The organism is Glaciecola sp. MF2-115 (assembly GCF_047250385.1).
Taxonomy (GTDB): Bacteria; Pseudomonadota; Gammaproteobacteria; order Enterobacterales; family Alteromonadaceae; genus Glaciecola.
This window is the reverse complement of sequence record NZ_JBLBVM010000040.1, coordinates 1-20967: the sequence shown is the minus strand read 5'-3', so window position 1 is coordinate 20967 and position 20967 is coordinate 1. Positions and strand designations below refer to the sequence as shown.

General features: G+C 40.8%; 19 protein-coding genes. 7 read left to right on the top strand and 12 right to left on the bottom strand.

What is annotated here, in order from left to right; genetic code table 11:
* Positions 1 to 3: 3 nt before the first annotated feature.
* From ACKLNX_RS03795 to ACKLNX_RS03785, 3 genes are read right to left on the bottom strand one after another with little or no spacing between them, the layout of a single operon-like run.
* Positions 4 to 549, bottom strand: a complete 546-nt coding sequence (locus tag ACKLNX_RS03795) for a heme NO-binding domain-containing protein (protein ID WP_412971281.1) — start codon at positions 547 to 549, stop codon at positions 4 to 6.
* Positions 546 to 950, bottom strand: coding sequence for a response regulator (locus ACKLNX_RS03790; RefSeq protein WP_412971280.1), 405 nt, complete (start codon positions 948 to 950; stop codon positions 546 to 548). The genes ACKLNX_RS03795 and ACKLNX_RS03790 overlap by 4 nt, the downstream gene beginning before the upstream one ends.
* Positions 943 to 2583, bottom strand: coding sequence for an ATP-binding protein (locus ACKLNX_RS03785; protein ID WP_412971279.1), 1641 nt, complete (start codon positions 2581 to 2583; stop codon positions 943 to 945). Before ACKLNX_RS03785 ends, ACKLNX_RS03790 begins: the two co-directional genes overlap by 8 nt.
* A 360-nt stretch (positions 2584 to 2943) precedes the next feature.
* On the opposite strand from ACKLNX_RS03785, the gene ACKLNX_RS03780 reads away from it, so the two are divergent.
* The gene (locus ACKLNX_RS03780) at positions 2944 to 3996 is read left to right on the top strand and encodes a diguanylate cyclase (protein WP_412971278.1); all 1053 of its coding nucleotides are present in this window, start codon (positions 2944 to 2946) and stop codon (positions 3994 to 3996) included.
* A 79-nt stretch (positions 3997 to 4075) separates the two neighbouring features.
* Here the strand turns inward: ACKLNX_RS03780 and ACKLNX_RS03775 are convergent, their stop codons facing one another.
* From ACKLNX_RS03775 to ACKLNX_RS03765, 3 genes are all read right to left on the bottom strand, one after another.
* Positions 4076 to 5380 carry a hypothetical protein gene (locus ACKLNX_RS03775; protein WP_412971277.1) on the bottom strand — a complete coding sequence of 435 codons (1305 nt, stop codon included), beginning with the start codon at positions 5378 to 5380 and terminating at the stop codon, positions 4076 to 4078.
* Between the two features lie 581 nt (positions 5381 to 5961).
* A complete protein-coding gene (locus tag ACKLNX_RS03770) occupies positions 5962 to 7425 on the bottom strand; it encodes a vanadium-dependent haloperoxidase (protein ID WP_412971276.1) in 1464 nt (487 codons plus the stop codon).
* A 263-nt stretch (positions 7426 to 7688) separates the two neighbouring features.
* On the bottom strand, positions 7689 to 8924 hold the full coding sequence (locus ACKLNX_RS03765; RefSeq protein ID WP_412971275.1) for a cytochrome C: 1236 nt from the start codon (positions 8922 to 8924) through the stop codon (positions 7689 to 7691).
* A 384-nt stretch (positions 8925 to 9308) separates the two neighbouring features.
* Here ACKLNX_RS03765 and ACKLNX_RS03760 point away from each other — a divergent pair, with 384 nt between their 5' ends.
* The 4 genes from ACKLNX_RS03760 (at position 9309) to ACKLNX_RS03745 (ending at position 12786) form a co-directional block, all read left to right on the top strand.
* The gene (locus ACKLNX_RS03760) at positions 9309 to 9755 is read left to right on the top strand and encodes a PA2169 family four-helix-bundle protein (RefSeq protein WP_412971274.1); all 447 of its coding nucleotides are present in this window, start codon (positions 9309 to 9311) and stop codon (positions 9753 to 9755) included.
* A gap of 240 nt (positions 9756 to 9995) precedes the next feature.
* Positions 9996 to 11021 (top strand): C4-dicarboxylate TRAP transporter substrate-binding protein, encoded by a 1026-nt coding sequence (locus tag ACKLNX_RS03755; protein WP_412971273.1) that lies wholly within the window; start codon positions 9996 to 9998, stop codon positions 11019 to 11021.
* Positions 11021 to 11509, top strand: a complete 489-nt coding sequence (locus ACKLNX_RS03750; protein WP_412971272.1) for a TRAP transporter small permease — start codon at positions 11021 to 11023, stop codon at positions 11507 to 11509. Before ACKLNX_RS03755 ends, ACKLNX_RS03750 begins: the two co-directional genes overlap by 1 nt.
* On the top strand, positions 11506 to 12786 hold the full coding sequence (locus ACKLNX_RS03745) for a TRAP transporter large permease (protein ID WP_412971271.1): 1281 nt from the start codon (positions 11506 to 11508) through the stop codon (positions 12784 to 12786). The genes ACKLNX_RS03750 and ACKLNX_RS03745 overlap by 4 nt, the downstream gene beginning before the upstream one ends.
* Positions 12787 to 12841: 55 nt before the next feature.
* Here the strand turns inward: ACKLNX_RS03745 and cydB are convergent, their stop codons facing one another.
* From cydB to ACKLNX_RS03715, 6 genes are all read right to left on the bottom strand, one after another.
* Positions 12842 to 13840 carry a cytochrome d ubiquinol oxidase subunit II gene (gene cydB / locus ACKLNX_RS03740; RefSeq protein WP_412971270.1) on the bottom strand — a complete coding sequence of 333 codons (999 nt, stop codon included), beginning with the start codon at positions 13838 to 13840 and terminating at the stop codon, positions 12842 to 12844.
* The gene (locus ACKLNX_RS03735) at positions 13837 to 15201 is read right to left on the bottom strand and encodes a cytochrome ubiquinol oxidase subunit I (protein ID WP_412971269.1); all 1365 of its coding nucleotides are present in this window, start codon (positions 15199 to 15201) and stop codon (positions 13837 to 13839) included. The genes cydB and ACKLNX_RS03735 overlap by 4 nt, the downstream gene beginning before the upstream one ends.
* Positions 15202 to 15312: 111 nt before the next feature.
* Positions 15313 to 15858, bottom strand: coding sequence for a GbsR/MarR family transcriptional regulator (locus tag ACKLNX_RS03730; protein ID WP_411694393.1), 546 nt, complete (start codon positions 15856 to 15858; stop codon positions 15313 to 15315).
* Positions 15859 to 16119: 261 nt separating this feature from the next.
* The gene (locus ACKLNX_RS03725; protein WP_412971268.1) at positions 16120 to 16629 is read right to left on the bottom strand and encodes a CHRD domain-containing protein; all 510 of its coding nucleotides are present in this window, start codon (positions 16627 to 16629) and stop codon (positions 16120 to 16122) included.
* 467 nt (positions 16630 to 17096) lie between these two features.
* The gene (locus ACKLNX_RS03720; RefSeq protein WP_412971267.1) at positions 17097 to 17753 is read right to left on the bottom strand and encodes an RES family NAD+ phosphorylase; all 657 of its coding nucleotides are present in this window, start codon (positions 17751 to 17753) and stop codon (positions 17097 to 17099) included.
* A 77-nt stretch (positions 17754 to 17830) separates the two neighbouring features.
* On the bottom strand, positions 17831 to 18205 hold the full coding sequence (locus ACKLNX_RS03715) for an MbcA/ParS/Xre antitoxin family protein (RefSeq protein ID WP_412971266.1): 375 nt from the start codon (positions 18203 to 18205) through the stop codon (positions 17831 to 17833).
* Between the two features lie 187 nt (positions 18206 to 18392).
* Here ACKLNX_RS03715 and ACKLNX_RS03710 point away from each other — a divergent pair, with 187 nt between their 5' ends.
* Both ACKLNX_RS03710 and ACKLNX_RS03705 read left to right on the top strand, forming a co-directional pair.
* Positions 18393 to 20126 carry a serine hydrolase domain-containing protein gene (locus tag ACKLNX_RS03710; protein ID WP_412971265.1) on the top strand — a complete coding sequence of 578 codons (1734 nt, stop codon included), beginning with the start codon at positions 18393 to 18395 and terminating at the stop codon, positions 20124 to 20126.
* Positions 20127 to 20622: 496 nt separating this feature from the next.
* Positions 20623 to 20967, top strand: a 345-nt coding sequence (locus ACKLNX_RS03705; RefSeq protein WP_412971264.1) for a transposase, incomplete at its 3' end; no start/stop codon positions are given.

Genomic DNA, 20967 nt, shown 5'->3' with positions numbered 1-20967 from the left:
AAGCTAACTCAACAGTTGAATAGTTATTTTCACAGCATCTTGGCTTTTATATATCGCGTTTTCTTTATTGACCAAACCATCAACCTTGAAAAACTGAAGGCATCCTTTAATGAGTCCAACGGCGAGATCTTCGAAATGCCGTGAGGATAAATAATACATAATGAGAGTATTTGCATCTTCTTGCTCATGGTAAAAGCGCGGTAATTCAGCCTCGGGATAAAGCTTTCTCACTTCAACATGAATATATGAATCGATATTTTTCAGAAAATCAAATGGATGGCTCACATTCTCAAAAAAAGCTGGGTAACTAATAACGAATCTTCCAAATAAATGTTGACCAAAGCTCTCGAGCAATTGCGCTACAGGGATATTGACTTGCTGACTAAGACTGACTGTCATTCGCACGATTTCTTCGTGATCATAAGTACCTACGGCAGTATAGGCGCCCCCATTCGGTAGTTCGCTTTGTTCAATTATGGTCTCTAGCATCTCAGATGAAAATACGTCCTCAACCATGTCCATAAACTCTGTAAAAACGACACCTTTCATTTTGAATGTCCTTTTTTAAGATATTTATGTAAAGTTTCAACGATGCGCCCAGTGTTGAATGGTTTGACAATAAAACCATCTGCTCCATTCTCAATTGCTGACATAACATTAGCACTAGAGCCTTCTCCTGACACCATAACGACCGAGATGTCGGCAGAAAATTCCTTGATGCTTTTTAATAACTCTAATCCATTTTCATTCACTAAATTGATATCTAAATAAACTAAGTGAATATCTTTTAAGTTTAAAAGTTCAAGTGCTTTTTTAGTCGTTGCCTCATGAAAAAACTGAGGCCTTAAAGGTAGTTTTTCGTCGTTGATTGAAGCAATTACAGCACTTCGTAACAGCTCTCGACTGTATTCCACATCGTCAACTAACAAAATATTAGTTACTTTACTCATCCCCTGCCTCTTGTTTAATGATGTTCTCAATATTAATTAACAATTCTTCTAGCATCGGTTTTGCTGTCTCGTATTGATTGAGCCTAATTTTCACCATGACTTCATTTGCTAAATCAGAAAGTCGATCGTTGCCAAAACTGCCTCCAATACCTTTTACAACATGCAGTATGTTACCTACTTTTAGCATATCGTTATTTGAAATCGCATTATTAATTTCGTTCAAATGTTGAACTAAAGAGGCGATAAACATCGGCTTCAATTCTTTCAAGCGCTCTTCGTAGGCTCTTTCAGCCTCAGATTCAAGATTTTGATTGCCCGCTTCTGGTAAATGCTTTTGTAAAACCTCAAAAAACTTTGCTAGGTCGAGTGGTTTAGCTAAAGTCTCTTCAAACCCTAAAGCTCGATATTCTGTAACGTCACTCTGCATTACATTAGCAGTTAGTGCATAAATTGGTTTCCGGTATCCTATTTGCTTTAGTGCTTTGATAACTTCCTTACCATCTAAAACCGGCATTTGGATATCTAATAAAACTAAATCAAATTCCTCACTTATTGCCTTTTGTATTGCTTGTTGACCATTTTCGGCTAGCACAAGCTCTGCGCCTGTCATTTCTACATGATAAGTAATGAGCTCTTGGTTTACTTGCGTATCTTCTGCAAGCAATATGCGGCCATGTAGCTTTGGAATCGGTTTAATATAAGCTTGTTGTAAGGCAGTTTTGTTAGGTAATTGATGAAGTATCCCCTTCATCTCAGAACATGTTATACGTACAGTAAAAGTGCTCCCTTGATCGAGTTGCGAAACGACACTTAACTGCCCACCCATTAATTTGCATAGATTCTTGGCTATACCTAAACCTAAGCCAGTACCACCAAACTTACGATTTATACTGTCATCGGCTTGCTTAAAGTTATCAAATATCCTCTTTTGCTGTTCATCAGAAATCCCCATTCCCGTGTCTGTTACTTTGAATTCTATTTCTGAAGTTTGCCAATGAGTCTTGATGCTAAAATCGACTTTGCCCTCAGAGGTAAATTTAATTGCGTTAGATAATAAATTTTGCAAAATTTGTCTTATGCGGGTTGGATCGCCAACAATCCATTGAGGCATGCCTGAGCTAACATCAATATTTAACTCTAATGATTTAGAATTGGCACTTTCCAGATGCAAGTTTCGTTGTTCAGCCAATAATAGCGATAAATCGAAACGACGCTCTTCTAGGACTAAATTTTGGGCTTCAATCTTACCTATATCTAATATTTCACCTAGCAACTCTGTTAAGTGCCTACCATTATTAATGATCGTTGTGAGGTGTTTTTTTGTTTCTTCAGTTAAATTTTCACGCAGCACTAATTCAGCAAATCCAATAATTGCCGTTAATGGCGTTCTTATTTCGTGGCTCATATTTGCTAGAAATTGTGATTTAGCTTGATTGGCTAGATTAGCAGTTTCAGTTGCTGCTCTTGCCTCCTTGGTTCTTGCTTCAACTTGTTCTTCTAAATTCTCTTTTAAAAATTCTAATTCTAGATTGCGCTGATAGAGCTCCAATGACTTTTCTTCAAGATATCTTTCGGCACTGCGCCGCGCTTGCTTTTCTCGCAAATATTTTTTTTCAAATATATTGTCAGTCATAAACGCGCCAAAATATTATTCTCATATAGTAAAAAAACAGCATAACGAGGATTTCAACTTCCTAAGCTAAAACCAAGTTATTTCAAAGTCTGGGCATGAGTCTTTTGCAAGGCAATTAACTCTTTGTATTCTTCATAACTTGGAAGTAATACTGTAATCTAAAAGTTGCTTTAGAGATACTAGTCCACAACACATAGACTCAGCAACTATACTTTAACGCTGTTACATCACCATTTCTGCCAGCATACCAACCTGCAGTGTTGCACAGTTCAAGGACTTGTCATATTCTGATTATATGTCCGATATTTTTATTGAAATCGACACCAAGCCAACTTAGGTCGTCATGATTAGGAGTCAAATTTGCCCAAAAGACAAAGCAGCGAATTAGTCATTCGACGACTGTATGAGATTACCAATGCTTATGAAAAAGGCTTTGAGTATCAAGTTATCGAATTAATCAAAATGGGCCTAGAACGTTTCAATTTAGACATTGGCATTTTGTCGAATATTACAGGTACAGACTATGAGGTCTTATATTGTGTCGTGCCTGACGACGTTGAGTTAAATGTAGGCGATCACTTTGAGTTTGACTCAACATACTGTCAAATAACATGCGCGGCCAAAGGCCCTGTTTGTATCGAGCATATGGGCGAAGATGACGAATTAGCGTCACACCCTGCATACAGTGCCTTCGGTTTAGAATCTTATATTGGCGTTCCTATCTACTTTGAAGGTGAAGTGTTTGGAACTCTAAACTTCTCCAGCCCGACCCCTTATCCCCGAAAATTTAAAGAGTTCGATATCGATGCCTTAAACCTGATGGTTAGTTGGATAGAAATAGAATTAATTCGTCGCGAGCAAGAATCGCAACTGGCTGAGTTAAACAAGGAACTGACTCGTTTAGCGAATTATGACAGTTTAACCAACGTCATAAATCGACGCGGCATGTATGCAGAATTACGTAAGAGTTTTAACGCGCTTCGCAGAACAAAAGGCGAAGGTATCGTTGCTATGGTTGATATTGATGATTTCAAAGCAATAAATGATGAATACGGACACCAGAAAGGCGATGATATTTTAGCGGAAGTAGCTAAAAAAATATCGATAGCCTTGAGGGAATATGACGTAATCGCTCGCTATGGTGGCGAGGAGTTTTTGTTATGGATGCCGAATTCTAATCTAAGGAATGTTGAAAGTATCTGCGCAAGGATTATGACAAACCTCAGTGACATTACGGTAGTACCTAGTCCAATTACTGTATCTATTGGCGCCTATCATTGTGAATTAGACTCATTTAAGAACGCCGATCTCAACAAAGCCATTGATGGAGTCATAGCTCAGGCAGACGCGCTACTATATCAGGCTAAAGAGCAGGGTAAGAATAAAGTTGTGAGCGCAACATCTGTTCAGTGAAAACCGAATATACGCTTACTCTGAATTACACTACGTATAAGCTCTAGGGAACCGTCTTTGCTAAGGTAACTTATTTTGATTATTTTCCCCATGACCTGCGTTTCAATACAATCAATGTCACGGCGGCTGATAGAAATAAGTACAACCCACCTGGCGTAGAAACAGCGTTAACATTGAAATTTGAAGTAATGGGTTGTTGAGTGATCAGGATTGTGTTTTTGTTGGGCGTATCAAAACGAAGACCCAAGGTAAATCCAGGTGAAAAAGGATCGAGACCAAGACTTGGATCAATACCGCGTAGACTAAAACCACTCATGACACTAGAGAAATCAAATGAATCGCCTGCAAACAAATCTGCTAGTAAGTTGCCAGACAAGTCGAATAGCTGATAGGTAAGGTTATTGAACACATCAAAGGCTGGTAGGTCGATGCCAATCACACCGGCACCATCAAAGAAATAATCGTAACCGATGGCCACTTCGGGATCAATCCAAACAGCCGCATTGCCCCAATCTACAACTTCGTCACTATCTAACAAAAACTGATGGCCAAAGCTCGTCCCCATGACACCATTGTAGTTACTCGTTGCCGGTTTCAAACTATTATTCTCTGAGTTACCAAGCAATGATTGTGTTGCCAATAAGCTATATGCCAAACTCGACGGAGGAGCCTGACCGTCGTGAGGAGCACTATACAAAGTACTCCCTCTGGATTCCCCAGACAGCTTATATTCAAATCCTTGTTTAAGTGTTACTTCTAGACTATCGGTTCCCGATACACCTGCCGCCAAACCAAAGCGCGATGGGGCATAATACAAGCGTTCAAACTCTCCGTTTTCGCCATTACCATCAATCTGTATGCCTACAAAGTCACGACCAGCAAATGTATTACCCTGTAATGCAACATTAACCCTCGCCTTGGTGTCCTCGGTAACAAAAAATGTGGAATCTACTCTAGCATTCAATGCCACCATTGGGCTCCGCAAGCCGGCAGCATTGACGGATTGAATATTAGAAGCATAGCTAAAACCATCAGTATTAGCGCTTTGGTCTATTGTTGCTGAATACGAACCGGCATTTGTGCCGAATTGATCTTCATATCGAATAAAAGGGTCTGCCACTACTTGACGGCCATTCGCTGTTTCACTTAAGTAACCCAGCACCGCACCTCTATTAGATACATCACCTATCTTTAGATTTAAATCATCAATATTTAAGTCAAGATTTTCTAAAGTAACCGTTACCAGAGAGTTATGCTCAGAAATGATAATGGGTCCAGCCATCGCTGAGTTTGTCACTATCATGGCTACCAAAATGGCAAAACTTTGTTTTTTAAAGCCACCCAAATAGGACTTTATTTGCAGCTGCATTATGTTGTTCATCATCCATTCCTTCTTTGTACATTGAAAGCTCCTCATCAATATTGCAATGCAATTCAATGAGTTAGTCTATCTAAACAATTCAACTAAATAGGATATGTAAGAACATCAGCAAGTTCGGTTGTTTGCATTGTACCCCGAAGTTAATGCTGAGATATTTCCTTGGCGGACTCAACACTTACAAGCATTCAACTTTTTTTTGCATACTAGCAAAATAGCTCTACTTGCCATGGTATTAACTTTACTAATTCTAATTTAGTGCTGTTCTAAACATAGATCATGTCTCACTATAAGTCAAGATGTCACAACCAATGACATTTACGGTATTTTGAATGCTAAACTAAGCGCAGTTTTTTATTTTCCAACGAGTGTTAATTGTTACTGGGAAGAATATATTTCATTGAGACACTGTGACGGATTTCTTCCAGCGGACGTAACGAGAGAAAACGATGTACTTTTGGAGCGCGCACAATCAAACAAGCCAATGTCGAATGAAACTGGCTTGGAAATAAAGGCTGTTTGGAGTTAAGTAATAAAAGAAGGTCAGATATTATGCATAAAATAAATCCGACCAATCTTTTGTATTGTTATTTTACGTCGCCGTCAATATGACTCATCACAAAATCATAGGCAATTCTGCCAATTTTACGACCAATCTTTTGACCAGATGGGACTGCATCAGGGAAATGAACTCCTGCCCACACTCTGGAATCACCACAATCGTTTGCAAAGTCTGTCCATGTATCAAAATACAACTCAGTATCTGATATAGGTGAAAAGCCAGGTTCGACCACTGAGCTTCCTTGAGGGATTGGAATTGTCCAATTTAGATTATCACTGCCAAGATATTTGCGGGCTGCTAACGCATGTGCTGCACAGAAACTTGCTGATGCTGATGGATACTCAGGATGATCCGCAACTGGCATATAGCTTTTCCACTGATTTGCCGGCATGTCACTAACCGTTCCTTGTCTAGGTCCGCCCCAGCTGGTTACGCGCTTGTCTCCCCAAATATAAGCAATAGCGCTAAATGGTCTAACGGCGTCATGCCGATACTTTTCCTGCCAGATAGCGATAGAAGTATCAAAAGCTGCAACGTTAACTAAGAAGTCAAAATGAACAAAATCCATCAGGTTTAGGTTATACAGTTGCGCCGCCTGAACTGCAGAAAAACCTAAGCTTCTAAATTTATTATCGAAAAACTCAGCTTTCATCTTTTGTTCTTCGGTTAAATTAGCGGAGTATTCAAGTACTTCCTGCGCTTGTCCAACGTAACCTGACCAATTTCTGACATTACTGTTTACCGGTTTGCGTGCTCGAAATTTGCGCGGGTTCTTATACGAGTAAGGGGTAACATTTTTTAGTTGAGGAGTGACAAAATGCTGAGCTTTAAAAAGACCTGTACCAGAACTTACCAACGCGGGCTGCCATTTGCTTGGGAACAGTAATAATATAGGAGAGTTTTTCGGCGTATAACCAGTGTAATCAAGGTAAGGGACACGGTTATACTTAGCTTCTTCACCATCTGCAGCGATGTTGCCCAACTGATTCATACCGTCATTTTGACGGTTAAGTACCACGTTTTTGCCTGCAACTATGCCTAGACCTTCTGGTGTCGTGGTATCGTTAGTGTCTAAGTCTGGATCCAGACCTAGCTCTTCTAACATAGCTCGCCACGTCTCCAATCTCTGCGGTTGTAAGCTTATCATTACGTGGTAACTTGCATACAAAATCGCAATGTTTTTTTCTCTGTTGGTAGGTTCAGTCAAGCGATGATCGAATTGACTATAAATACCCATAGCTGTCGGATGATAGGGTGCTATAGCATCGAACCAGGCATTAGTCACTAATGTAGTATTGCGCAAAACCAATGTTGCATCTCCCGCACCTGGGGACACATCTTGAATAATGACGGGAATGATTGTAGGAATAACTATTTGTGCGGGTGCATTCCCGTTATCAAAATCAAAGGATTGGGCATTTTGGGTAAAACTGGTACTTATTAATAATATTAGAGTTGCCAGCAAACTGGCTTTTTTGAAGGTATTCATATTGCTTCCTTATCGTTTCAAATTATCGATTTAGGAAACGTAAATAAAAGACTACCAGCATTTTTTGCTGCGAATATATAGCGCTTCTAAAGCAAAAGTTTATACCAAAATTTTTATTTTGCGTAATTGTAAGGGAAGTCTTAAGAAACAGTTAGACACTACCGTTTAGATAGTGGTATTCGGGCGAGCTCTTAGTCTGCTAGCGAACTTCTTTAAGCTTGACTAGCAGACTCTGCTCTTAGCTCACTGCTTTTAGTACACAGCTATTTACCAATTTTAACGTGAATAATACGATTAGTAGAGCTTTGATGGATTAGCAAGTTACCATCATTAGTAGGGCGCATGTGGCGTATTATGCCTGCGTAAAATTCACCAGAGGGGATTGCCCAGCTTTGAAACGTTTCATTTTTTGGATCGAAACGCACTAGACTATCTGGACGCATGCCCGATTCGTTATACCAAACCACCCCATCAATCACTTCAATGGCGTAAGGATGAGATTTAGCGCCACTGGGTGAAGGCCACTCACGGATTTCACCGCTGCTTGGGTTGTATTGCCCTAAACGCCCACGACCTGAATTTACGTACCAAATCATTCCGTCAGCAGCAATGTCCAAACGACGCACTGTCGTATCTTCATGTGGTAATTTTATCTCTGTCATTTCTAAGGTATCGTGATCAACTTTTATTAAGCAGTTGCTACCATTGCACGCCACCCAAATATCACCAGACTCATCAACCTTAATACCGTACGGTCTTGAACCCGACGTTGGTGCAACTATTAATTTAATTTCACCACTTTTGGGATCTAAACGCCCGATACGATTTGAATGCTGCAGCGTGAACCAAAGAATTCCGTTTTCATCAAAAACAGCGGTATGGGGATCGCGTGCCTGAGGATCTGGCATTTCGTAAACTTTCACTTTTCCATTAACCGGATCAAGGCGACCAATGGTGGCGTTCTTATTTCCCGTATACCACATAAAACCATCTTTATCGGGCGTTACAGAGTGTGGTTTGGCACCAGGCGGCAAGGGATATTCTTGCATCTTTCCAGTTTCAGGATCAATGCGCCCCACAACGTTACCCCACTGACCAACCCACCATATTGAGCCATCAGGCGCTTCTACTGGATCACGTGAACGTTGACCAAGTGTTGGCACCACCCATTCTTTAAATTCAACTTTATTGCTGCCTTGTATAAGCGTAGGAGCTCTATTCGTAGTGGGAGGAAAGTTTTCAGCCAAGTAATCGGCCATTATATTCTGCTGGGTTTTGTTACTAGAGAGATCAACCATCGAGTCCACTAATGCCAACCAGTGATCGCGACTATAACCGAGACTTGTCGAAATGCGGTTGACGTTATGACAAGCAGAACAAATAGCTTGCACCGATGCTTTTCCTTTTCCATCTGGAAGTTCGCTAGCGGCTGCTGAACTTGCTATTGCGATGAAGTTTAAGCTTATAATCAAGGAAATGATTTTTGATGAATTGACCATAGTTACCCACTCAAATTGTAGAAAACAAGTGACAAGTATAGAGTACTTTGTGGCTAAGTTTTAGTTTAGTTATGTGTGAGTTTTAAATATTAGAACACTCGAACAAAAGATGCAGATTGGCGGAGTTGCTTCATACTTTTTGGACTACTCCATAATCTAAGGCTGAGCTTTTTTGCATCCCAAAATGCAGATGTCATTATAAGCGTCAGCTAGAACAGTAAATTATTTTCAAGTAAGTATGTAAGATTTTCCCACTAGCAGAAACGAACTAAGTCTCACACTAAAACATACTAATAAAAACAATCACTTAAAAATTGGTATGAGCGTTGCAATCTTCTCACTAACTAACCGTAAATGGTTAGTCAATTTAAAAAAGGAGATGAAATGAGCAACGTAATTAAACACGCATCAAATATCTCAGATATTGTAAAAGTATTACAAGGTGGGGTGGAATTTTACGAAGAGGCGGTACAAAAAGTCGACTCTCCGAATATCCGCTCTACATTTTCGAAAATGATCAAAGAAAAGACTGAGGCGATTGAAAAACTGCAACCATTCATCATCAACAAAACGGGTAGCAGAGAAGAAGAATCGCACTGGATGGTGAGCACACGCCAAGCTTACACTAAGGTGTTAAGTGCATTTACTTCAGACGAGGAGCACACGTATGTGAAGCAACTCGAAGAAGTCGAAGATAAGGTCTTGGAAGTGTTAGATGAGGCGATGGCAGAAGACCAGCCAGCAAGTTGTACTTTAGTGCTTCGTGAAATGCGAGCAAGAGCACAGCAATTGCACGATGAGATGAAGGCCTTGCAAGAAGCAACCGCATAATTAATTTGTGTGAAAGTAATATTGAGCCGGCTTAAATGCCGGCTTTTTCGTAGTGCCAAACCCACGAAAATTTGTTATTCACAGATAGCACGTTCATCATTTAGTTAGGCTCGATGGCGGCTAAGTGCCATCAGCGCAAGAGAATGTATTTTTTACGAATTTATTTTCATGCTTTGCATCCCTCACCTGTGTGCTTTATTCTTAAATTTACTTTTCACAATTTATGAGTTTTAAAAACCCATGCGCACAAAATTAAAGCTCATAATGCTATCAGTCGCCCTTTCCACATTTCTATTTGTGAGTGCGTGTAGCCAGAACAAAACTGACGCTCCCTTTAAAATTACTCTGCGATTAAGTCATGTGTTTAACGTTAACGAGGAGTTAGCAAAATCTATTGAACTTGTGGCCGAGCGGATTGAGAACAAAACAGATGGTGCCGTCAGAATATTAACTTACCCAGGTGCGCAAATAGCCGCATATAAAGACGGTGTTGAAATGGTTGTTCGAGGTGCACATTTTATTTCTGTAGAAGACCCATCGTATATTGGAGATTATGTTCCCGAATTCACAGCATTAGTGGGGCCAATGCTTTACAACAACTACGATGAATATATGGAAATTATTAAAACACCCATGGTAAAAGGCTGGCTACAGAAACTCGAAGGCAAAGGCATCAAGGTGCTTTCACTTCAGTACATATTTGGGTTTCGAAACTTAATCACCGACAAAGTCATTACTACCCCCGTAGATTTAGAAGGCGTAAAACTGAGATCCCCGGGCAGCAACCTGTTTATCCAAACGCTTAACGCGATGGGAGCAAATGCAACACCGTTACCTTGGGGCGAAACGTTTAGCGCATTACAACAAGGTGTTGTAGACGGGCTCGAAGGATCGGAGTTTACTAATCTAGGTGCGAAGGTGTATGAAACGGGCAAAAAGAACGTGGCATTTACCAATCACTTCTTGGGCACCTGTGGCGTATATATTTCAACTGAAGTGTGGGCAAAAATTCCAATTGAATATCAACGCATTATTGAGCATGAATTTGCTTATGAAGCAGAAGCCATGATTAAAAAACTGAAAGACAATCATGCGCAGGTGATTAAAGACTTACAAGCTGAAGGCGTTATGTTCAATGATATTGACCGCGCTGCCTTTGAAACTCGAACCCTTCAGCTTTACGATGGAAAATTGCCCGGTGTAACAATGGAAATGTATGAACAAATTCAAGCCGAATTAACAAAAATTCGCGCAAAGGCTAAATAATGAGATCACTCATTAACTACGTATTCAAAAATTTAGAAGAAATTCTGTGCAGCGTATTTATTGTGACCATGATTTCCTTAGTGATCATTAATGTATTTTTGCGTTATTTGTTTGGCTATGCCATTTTTTGGGCCGAAGAAGTGGCTACCATTTGTTTTGTTTGGACCGTATTTATAGGTGCAAGCGCCACATATAAACACAAAATGGACTTGGGAATTGACGTACTCATTACAAAAATGCCCAAACCTATCGGGGATATGCTTCGATTTTTTATGGGCTGGGTTTTGCTAGCAATCAACGGTTATATATTCTATATGGCCATCGTTTTTACCAATATCGCTTGGGAAAAACCCACAGCCGTTTTGGGCATTAGTTCGGCAGTGATGAATTTGGCTCTGGTTGTAGGGTTTGGGCTTATTACTTTTTACACAATACGATCTATTTATCGAGATATTCTGAATTATATGGCGAAGGGTGAGGCTATATGATTTATTTGCCTGTTCTCCTTCTATTCCTTCTGTATTTTTTAGGTGTGCCGATTGCCTATGCGCTGCTCGGTGCTTCAATCTTTTATTTTACTTTCTTTGATGCTGGCATGCCGCCAGACTTAGTTTTACAAAAGTTTATTACCTCTGCCGCTTCTTTTCCTCTTTTGGCAATACCCTTCTTTGTGATGGCTGGATCTGTCATGAATTATTCCGGTATCAGTAAAAAACTGATGCAAATGGCCGAAGTGTTAACCGGCCACCTTATTGGCGGTTTGGCACAAGTTAATGTGGTTTTAAGTACTTTCATGGGCGGCGTTTCGGGTTCAGCGAATGCCGATGCCGCCATGCAAAGTAAAATTATGGTGCCGCAAATGGAAAAACGCGGCTATAGCAAAGAATTCTCGGCGGCAATAACGGCAGCTTCCTCAGCAATTTCTCCCGTTATCCCGCCAGGTATCGTAATGATTATTTACGCGTTAATTGCGCAAGTATCAATTGCAGAGTTATTCTTAGCGGGTTACGCACCGGGCTTGATGATGGCTGGCGCACTCATGATTACCGTATGGCTTATTTCACGAAAACGTAAATACAAACCGTCCCGAGATAAGCGCGCTACACTCAAAGAAATAGGCCATCAATTTAAAGATTCTATTTGGTCACTTGCTTTGCCTTTTGGGATCATTCTTGGATTGCGATTTGGCTTATTTACACCAACGGAAGCCGGCGCTATGGCTGTGCTCGCGTCTGTGCTGATTGGCATATTTGTGTACCGCGAACTGAAGTTCAAGCATATAAAGCCAATTCTATTGGACACGATATACGGCACTGGCACTGTCGTGCTTATCATTGTCTCCGCTTCAGTGTTTGGTTACTACCTGAATTGGGAACGGATACCACAAGCGCTCACCGCTTTTTTGTTAGATTTCACCTCAAACAAATACACAATGTTAGGATTAATAAATATATTTTTACTTTGTATTGGTATGTTTATAGAGGGCGGAGCCGCATTAATTATTATTGCTCCATTGCTTGTACCTGTGGTGGTTGCTCTAGGCGTTGATCCTGTGCATTTTGGCATGATCATGATAGTCAATATTATGATAGGCGGCGTAACACCACCATTTGGTTCGATGATGTTTACCACATGCTCCGTAACAAAAGTCCCCTTGGGTGATTTCATGAAAGAAATTTGGCCTTTCATCATCGCCCTGCTATTCGCCTTGATTGCAATAACCTATGCACCGGCGATTGTTTTGTTTTTGCCTAGCCTTATTTGAGTGCGGCAAAGTAAATTAAAGGTAGTCCACCTGCTACTTTGCCGAATTACCCCTATCAATAGTATTCCAAATTTCTCACTTTTCCCCAAAACACGCGATACGAGAACAAGGTGTAAGCGAAGATACAAGGAATAACCACTAATGCCCCGTACAAAATGAAACGCAAAGACTCAGGGGCGCTCGCCGCTTGCCAAATGGTAATTTCACCTGGTACTACATAAGGATAAAAACTAAGTGCGAGCCCAATAAAGCTAAAGGTGAAAATGCAAGTACACAACACAAAGGGTAACCAGCAACCTGAATCGTCCTTTAACGGTAAGCGCTTTAAGGTGTAATAGCCAATAACAAAGAAGCCAAAACACAATAAGGGGATCAGACCAAAGAAGTAAGCCCAAGGTAATTGAGTCCAACGGGCGAAGACTGCATCATTGATCAGTGGGTTGATCAAACAAACCGCAAAAATGCCTATAAAACTGATAAACCCAGCCTTGCGTGCCCAAGCTATGGCTCGAACTTGCAGTTGCTCTTCGGTTTTCATGATTAACCAGCAAGCTCCAATCAATGCATATGCCATGGTAACTCCCACTGCACTGAGAAGACTAAATGCCACGGCAACAAACGTAGTTTCAAATCCCATCACAAACATACCCAGCATATAACCTTGCGATGCAGCACTACCGAGTGAACCTATTTTAAATACGCGATCCCATCGATTCTTATGTTCAGCAATCACTTTTGCCCGAAAATCAAACGATACGCCCCGCAGGATCAAGCTAATTAACAGGATTGCCGCAGGCAAATATAGGGCTTTAAAGATCACATTATGTGCAGCTGGAAAGGCGACTAACAACAAACCAATCGCCAGTACCAACCAAGTTTCATTGGCGTCCCAAAAGGGGCCAATTGAAGCGATCATTTTGTCCCGTTGCGACTCGTTATCCATTGGCATTAACAAGCCGACGCCTAGATCATATCCATCTAAAATGGCATAAACCAAAACAGAAAAGGCCATAAGCCCTGCAAAGATAATGGGAAGTTGGTTATCGAGGATCATGCTGAGGCCTCCTGCTTGTTAAACGGATGTGCAAGGGATGACTTGGCAAGTTCGTACTCTTCAATTTGCACCGACTTGCGGGCCATATAAAACAAAGTTTTGATATAGGCTATTAATAAAAATACATAAACGCTTAGATACATGACTAAACTCATAACCACGTTGCCCGATGGAATATCAGTTACAGCATCAGCAACAGTTAATACGCCACTGACCAAATAAGGCTGACGACCGATTTCCGTGACATACCAGCCTGCAAGCGTTGCTATCCATCCTGAAAAAGTCATGGCAACAAAGAATTTGAGCGCGAACTTCGGTAAAGTTTTTTTACGCCATAAGACAAAGCTGGCTAACCAAGCGCTAAGCAGCATTAACATGCCCAGCCCGACCATGATCCGAAACGCAAAGAATACAGGCCGAACAGGTGGATGCTCGCCTTCAAACTCGTTTAATCCCTTTATTTTACCTTCGGGTTCGTGGGTTAAGATGACGCTAGCGAGTTTAGGAATAGCCAGTTCGTAATCATTAGTTCGATTGTTCTCATCGGGGATCGCAAACAACAATAGCGGCGCCCCTTGAGTGGTTTCCCATATTCCTTCCATTGCCGCGACTTTCTGCGGTTGGTGTTCAAAAGTGTTTAAGCCATGTAAATCGCCCATCAATATTTGTAATGGCGCGAGTATCGCAGCAACGAATAAGCCTGTTTTAAGCGCTATGTTGGGCGCTTTTTTGTTGTCGCCGCGTAAGATCCGATAGGCCGAAATACCCACGATTAAAAAACAAGCCGTTAGCCCTGAAGCTAACATCATATGACCAAAGCGAAACGGAAATGAGGGGTTAAATACAATCGCCCACCAGTCAAGCGCGTGAGCAACGCCATCGCGCATTTCGAACCCTGTTGGTGTATGCATCCATGAATTCAAAGATAAAATCCAAAAGGCAGATAAGGAGGTACCAATCGCTACAATCAGAGTTGCTAAGGTATGGACCCAAGGCGGCACACGATTAATACCGAATAGCATGATCCCTAAAAAGGTAGCTTCCAAGAAAAACGCCGTCAGAACTTCGTAGGCCAACAAGGGGCCGGCAATATTCCCCACTTTTTCCATGAATCCAGGCCAATTAGTGCCAAACTGAAACGACATAGTGATGCCGCTGACAACACCCAACGCAAAGGTTAAGGCAAATACCTTTACCCAAAAGCGGTATATACGCATCCACACAGGATGGTCGGAGATATGGAATCGCACTTTGAAATAGAACAGCAGCCAACAAAGGGCGATTGTGATAGTTGGGAATAAGATGTGGAAGCTAATGTTAGCCGCAAATTGAATGCGGGAAAGCAGCATTACGTCTGCCATGATGCACCTCTAATAGTTAAGTCTGTTTACCTTTCACATTTTTAACCTAGCGTATAAACGAGTAAAAATAGGAAACGTAAGCGGGCTTAAACCCAGTACTTGCGCTTTGTATTAACTACTTTTTAATAACTTGTCTTTCATATCGAGCACTTTACCTACGCCTGAACCAAGCTTCATCAACGTTGCCATCTTTTCAGGGCTCAAACGCTGCAACTCTTCGCTCCACTGAGTGATATTTTCAAGTAAATCATGGATTTCTTGCAATCTACTTTGGGCGTATTTTTCCTGCTCATTTGCAGGTTTGTCCAAGAGTATGTCTCTGAGTAAGGAAAGGGTTGGATCCATCTCGCGCTTGCGGCGCTCTTCAAACACCTTGTTAGCCATGTCCCATATGCTACCTAAGGCTTTAAAGTAATCTTTGCGATCGCCCGGAACGTGATGCATTTGCACTAATCGCCATGATTGCAATTCTTTCAGCCCCATACTGACGTTACCTCTGGAAATATTCAAAGCTTCAGCAATATCGTTTGCGCTAAGCGGCTTTTCACAAATCACCAACAACGCGTACATTTGCCCTACAGTACGATTAAACCCCCAACGGCTACCCATTTCGCCAAAATGCATAACAAAGGTTTCGATCATTGGTGTCATATTCATAGCTTCCTCTATTTCTGAAGTTTCAGTAATTTCTGAAATTATAAACATTTATTGAGATAGATCAATATATTTCGAATTTAATAATTCATCTTTATCGTGTTCGTAGTGCAGGATATTTAACTAAGGTGTATGTAAAGCGTCAATAAATTAGCAATATGGTGAAATATACTCAGTGTTATAGTCACAGCTTAACAACACAGGAAGTTTCGATATAAATAAAAAAGGGCCTAGAGGCCCTTTACTCATGAGTATAAACTTGGATTAGTCGTCAGATTGGTAAAACAACTGCCCTCTAATCGCACCGGCAGGATAATCTGGATTATGCACATTGATATAATATTCTTGTGGATTTTCCAGAATCTCGCTTACCCTTATCCCAGTAGGAAACTTACCTGCTTCACCTTCGGTCAAACAATCGGCGGCATTGCCGTCTTCTGGCCCAGCCAATACCGCGACTACGGGCCCATTTTCACCTCGATTACCCTTGTGAATGTGAGCAGCTATACCACTACCGACAGGAACAAGCTGAATTTTATCAACAGTTAGCACGTAGCATAAGGTAAAGGGGTCATTGTCAATGCCAAATACATAGGCTTCACCACGACCATTAGGATCACCAGAAATACGCTTATTGCTTTGTTCACTGCCTACTTCTTGCCTGCCATCCAGTTCAGCTTCAAGCAAGTTGTTTGTATGACCAGCGAAGGCCAGTGAACTCACTAAGCTTGAAGCTACCAATAAACCGTATTTTGCTTTTTTAAAAAACATCATATATCTCCATTTTCTTTGGTTAAACCGATTGGCACCATTATTGGACAACAGCCCCCCGATAAAGAAGTAACGATTAACTCGAAGAATTGGATGCAGTTAATTTGCATATAATTAAATAAAGGCCAAAACAAAGCTTCACCAACGTTGTCATTTTTCAGGGAGCAAGGGCTCTAATACTTTGCTCCATTGTGCAAAGGAACTTGAGCCTGCACTATTCATAAAATTCAGGGGGTAACACTTGGATCGGTATAAATGAAACTCGGTAGTGAAGCGTATATGTCAGGACGAAATCATGTCGCGTTGTCACGCTGCAAGTCGATTGAAGGGATTGAACTAAAGTAACCTTTAAGCTTGGTCGACGTAAGAGCTAATAAATCAATTTTAGATTTTTACACATTGCTTAATACCCAAAGCAAGAGAAAAGCACCCCGTTGGCTTGAACAATTAGGATAAGCAGTCATTTTAAATTACTGAGATGGATGGGGAAGTTTGCCATCGACATAAAATGTGTCTATCGAGAATTCCATGTTTAATGAAGTATCAGCAGGACAATAGTAAACCAAGTGCTCAGGGCTTTGTTTTATTTGCCATTGGCGTTCCTCTTCTGGCAATCCTATAATTGTATCTAGGTAAAAAACCCCAATATGCTTGCCACCACCCTCTCTGGCCGAATAATACGAAAAAGCATCTACACCCTCATCCCTCATATATGCTCCTACCTTTTGTGGATAGGTATAGTTAGACTTATGCTTCAAGGCTCGCTGTAGTTCAGGATCTTCAATCAAGCACAAATTAACATAATTTTTGGTGGATATATTAGCCGCAAATGAGCTTTTTTTATTGGTAATAACACCTTCGAATGGTTTTTCGCTTCTGCTCATAAAATAAAAGCTATAAAAGGCAGATTCATATAATGCACTTTTGACATTGTGACTGGCGTAAAAAATAGAAGATTCATATTGGCGACCATATCGAGATCCATATTTCAAGGGTGGGTATCGAAAGGGTGTACTCAGTAAATAGTGGCGCTTTGGCTTATCCGCCAGATGAGGTATAGGTGGTTTAGACGATTCGATAATATCTTCTAATAAAGACTGCTCTTCAAGCGTATCAACAATTTGCATTGTTGCTGCGCTTTCTTGTGATTCAACCACCCTATAAAAGCGCTCGTTGCAGTCACTTGTAATTGGGGACAGCGATATCAAGCATGCCCTCGCATTGCATCAAGGTATTCAACAACATTTACTAAGCCAACGATTGTTTTCATCTTGTCTAAAGGTGTTCTTTGGTCAAAGTCGAGATTCTTTGTGTTTAACCAATGCCGCATTGCATCTGTTGAGCCACCTAAAATGGCATATAAAGAACGATAAACGCGGATTGTTAGCACTGCAGATTCATAGACTTTGTTTGGTTTCATATCCATTTTTTTCTGCATGCGAGAAACGGTTGCGGGGTCAGCACCAATAATTTGACCTACAATTTCATTAGATAAACCAAGTTCCCGTTTTGAATTAAAGAGAGCTTTGGTAACAACCTGAGTTTTACTTAGATTAGATTTTTCTAAAATTGCTTCCATATTATTCTCCTGCATTACCCTGTCAGTATAAGTGCAAATGCAATAAATAACAATAATACGTGCATATACACACCAACCTTCAATACTTAAAATTAGTCTATAATATAAATCTGAGCTACTCGGATCGGATATTCCAACACGATACGCTCAGCGGGTTTCATTAAAACTTTATGTAAGGGATACTGATATGGACGCTTTTAAGCAAATTAATTTAATTACTCTCATTGTGACTTTCTGGGTAATTGTGTTTTCTGCACCCGTTGTTTCAAATGAGATAAACTCAAACCTTGCTAAAAAGTCTGCAAACGCGAATCGTAGTTTTTCCGAAACGATTGGAGACGAGGGCCCGGGTTGTTCGATTGCCGCTTATCACAAAGGCAATATCATTTTTCAAGGCCAGTATGGCCATGGCCATTTGGGCTTGATGACACCCATCACCAAAGACTCTGTTTTTGACCTTGCTTCAAACTCAAAACAATTTACTGCTGCCAGTATTCTAATTCTGCAACATCAAGGCAAACTTAAAATAGAGGACGATATAAGAAAATATCTGCCCGAAATACCCAATTACGGTAAGGTCATAACAATTCGCCATCTTTTAAATCATACTAGTGGGATCCGCGATTATATTAATCTTATGACGCTATCAAATCACCACATAGACGATGTTACTACTCAAAAAGATGCAATGTTTTTTATGAAAATTCAAAAGGCATTGGACTTTGAGCCCGGGGAAAAATATTCCTACAGCAATTCTGGCTATTTATTGGCGGCTGAAATAGTAGAACGAGTATCTGGTGTGCCCCTAAAAGAATTCGCCAAACAACATATTTTTGATGAGCTCGAAATGCAGGTGACAACTTATGTGAATTCCCACAAAAAAGTGATTAAAAACCGTGTGGAAGCATACGCTTTAGAAGACGGCATGTTTGTTAAAGATGTGTCGTATTGGGAACAGTATGGTGATGGCGCAGTGTTCTCTACTACTGAAGACCTTATAAAGTGGGATTCAATTTTCTACAGCGAAGACTATAGATGGCTAAAAGAGCAACTCTATAAAAAAGGAACGCTGAATAATGGTGAAGAAATTCCTTACGCTCTGGGTCTAGCGCATGAAAATTATAAAGGTTTAGAGGTAATTCTGCACGGCGGCTCTTGGGGAGGATATCGTTCTCAATTTGTTCGAAATCATGAACACCACTTTTCTGCTGTTGCTTTATGCAATTATGCTCACAGCAATCCAACAAACCTGACTTACAAATTGTTTGATATTTTTCTAGCAGACTTTTTAACTCCTGAAGAAGATTCCCCCAGCAGCGATGCTACACCCTCTCAGGAAGAGGAATCGGAATTAACCCTAGAGCTTATAGAGTTAACATCTGATTTAATTGAACATTACTCAGGACGATATCAATTTACTGATTATCCTTCATATTCGCTAGAAGTGTTGGTTGAGGAAGAGAGTGGGCACAATAAGCTCTATCTTAATATAGTTGATGCAAAAAGAGTTCAGGTTTGGCCGACACAAGAAAATGCTTTAGTGGACAAAAATAACCGACGTGTTTTGTGGTTTAACCCTGATGGAACCATCAGCTACGACAATGTAGCTTGGGGCTTAACATTTTTGGTAAAAAAACTTAACGCTCTATCGGTACCATTACCTGATCTAAACGCGCTCACTGGTGAATATTTTAGTGTTGAACTGGATAAGAAATTAGATATTAAACTGATCGATAAGCAACTTATCGCATTTGACAAAAGAGACAATCAAACTGTCTTATTTCATATCGACCTAGAAACACTGCTTGCAGACCAAGGCTTAGGCTTACTTAAGGTCCTTAGAGACAAAAGCGATGATATAACCGGACTATCGCTAGATACTAACCGCGCTAAAGGCATAGTTTTCGAGAAAATGAATTAAAAAAAGGGAAAGCGCGGCTTAAATGCTTATATGAGCGGCTCAAATAAGACTCCCACCTGCTCGGTGGCGGAGAGCTATGTGTTGCTCTAACGTGCTTAATGGGTGCAATCAAAAACCTTTTCAGAATTGAGATACGTTTTTGTCAGCTTTCTAGAATTGTAGATTAACAAAAAAGTATCATACTTTTACGTTGGCTCGACTGACCGTTGTGCCCTAGTTCCTTGCCTGTCACCACCGCGTCGGCCGTGGTCTCCTTAGAGTGAAAAACGGAAGCTCAAACTACATTGGCCGAACGGCTGCTGTGCCCCAGAAACCGGACGTAGCGATTTATTGTGGTTTAGTCTGCTAAGAGCGCAGCCTGTGTGAAAACTCCGTTTTGATCACCTTTTGAACTAAGTAGGCTGTTCTTATGATCAAACAGTCTTAGCAGCCGATCCAAGTTCACCATGGTATTTAGTATAATAAAGCGGTAAGCCAAAGCAGGAGATTACCGCTAATGTCCCATCATATAAAAGGCCAATCTAGAACCCAAGCCACCTTGTTTCCAGAAGCATTAGACGACTTCGTCACGGATGAGAATCCAATACGCGTTATCGATGTCTTCGTTGATAGTTTAGATTTAGCGTCACTAGGGTTCGAAAAAGTCGAAACCAAAGCGACTGGCCGACCTTGCTATCATCCAGGCACAATGCTCAAACTTTATATTTATGGCTATTTGAATCGTATTCAGTCATCTCGCCGATTAGAAAAAGAAACCCATCGCAATGTAGAGCTAATGTGGTTACTTGAGCGTTTACAACCTGACTTCAAAACCATCGCAGACTTTAGAAAAGACAACGGT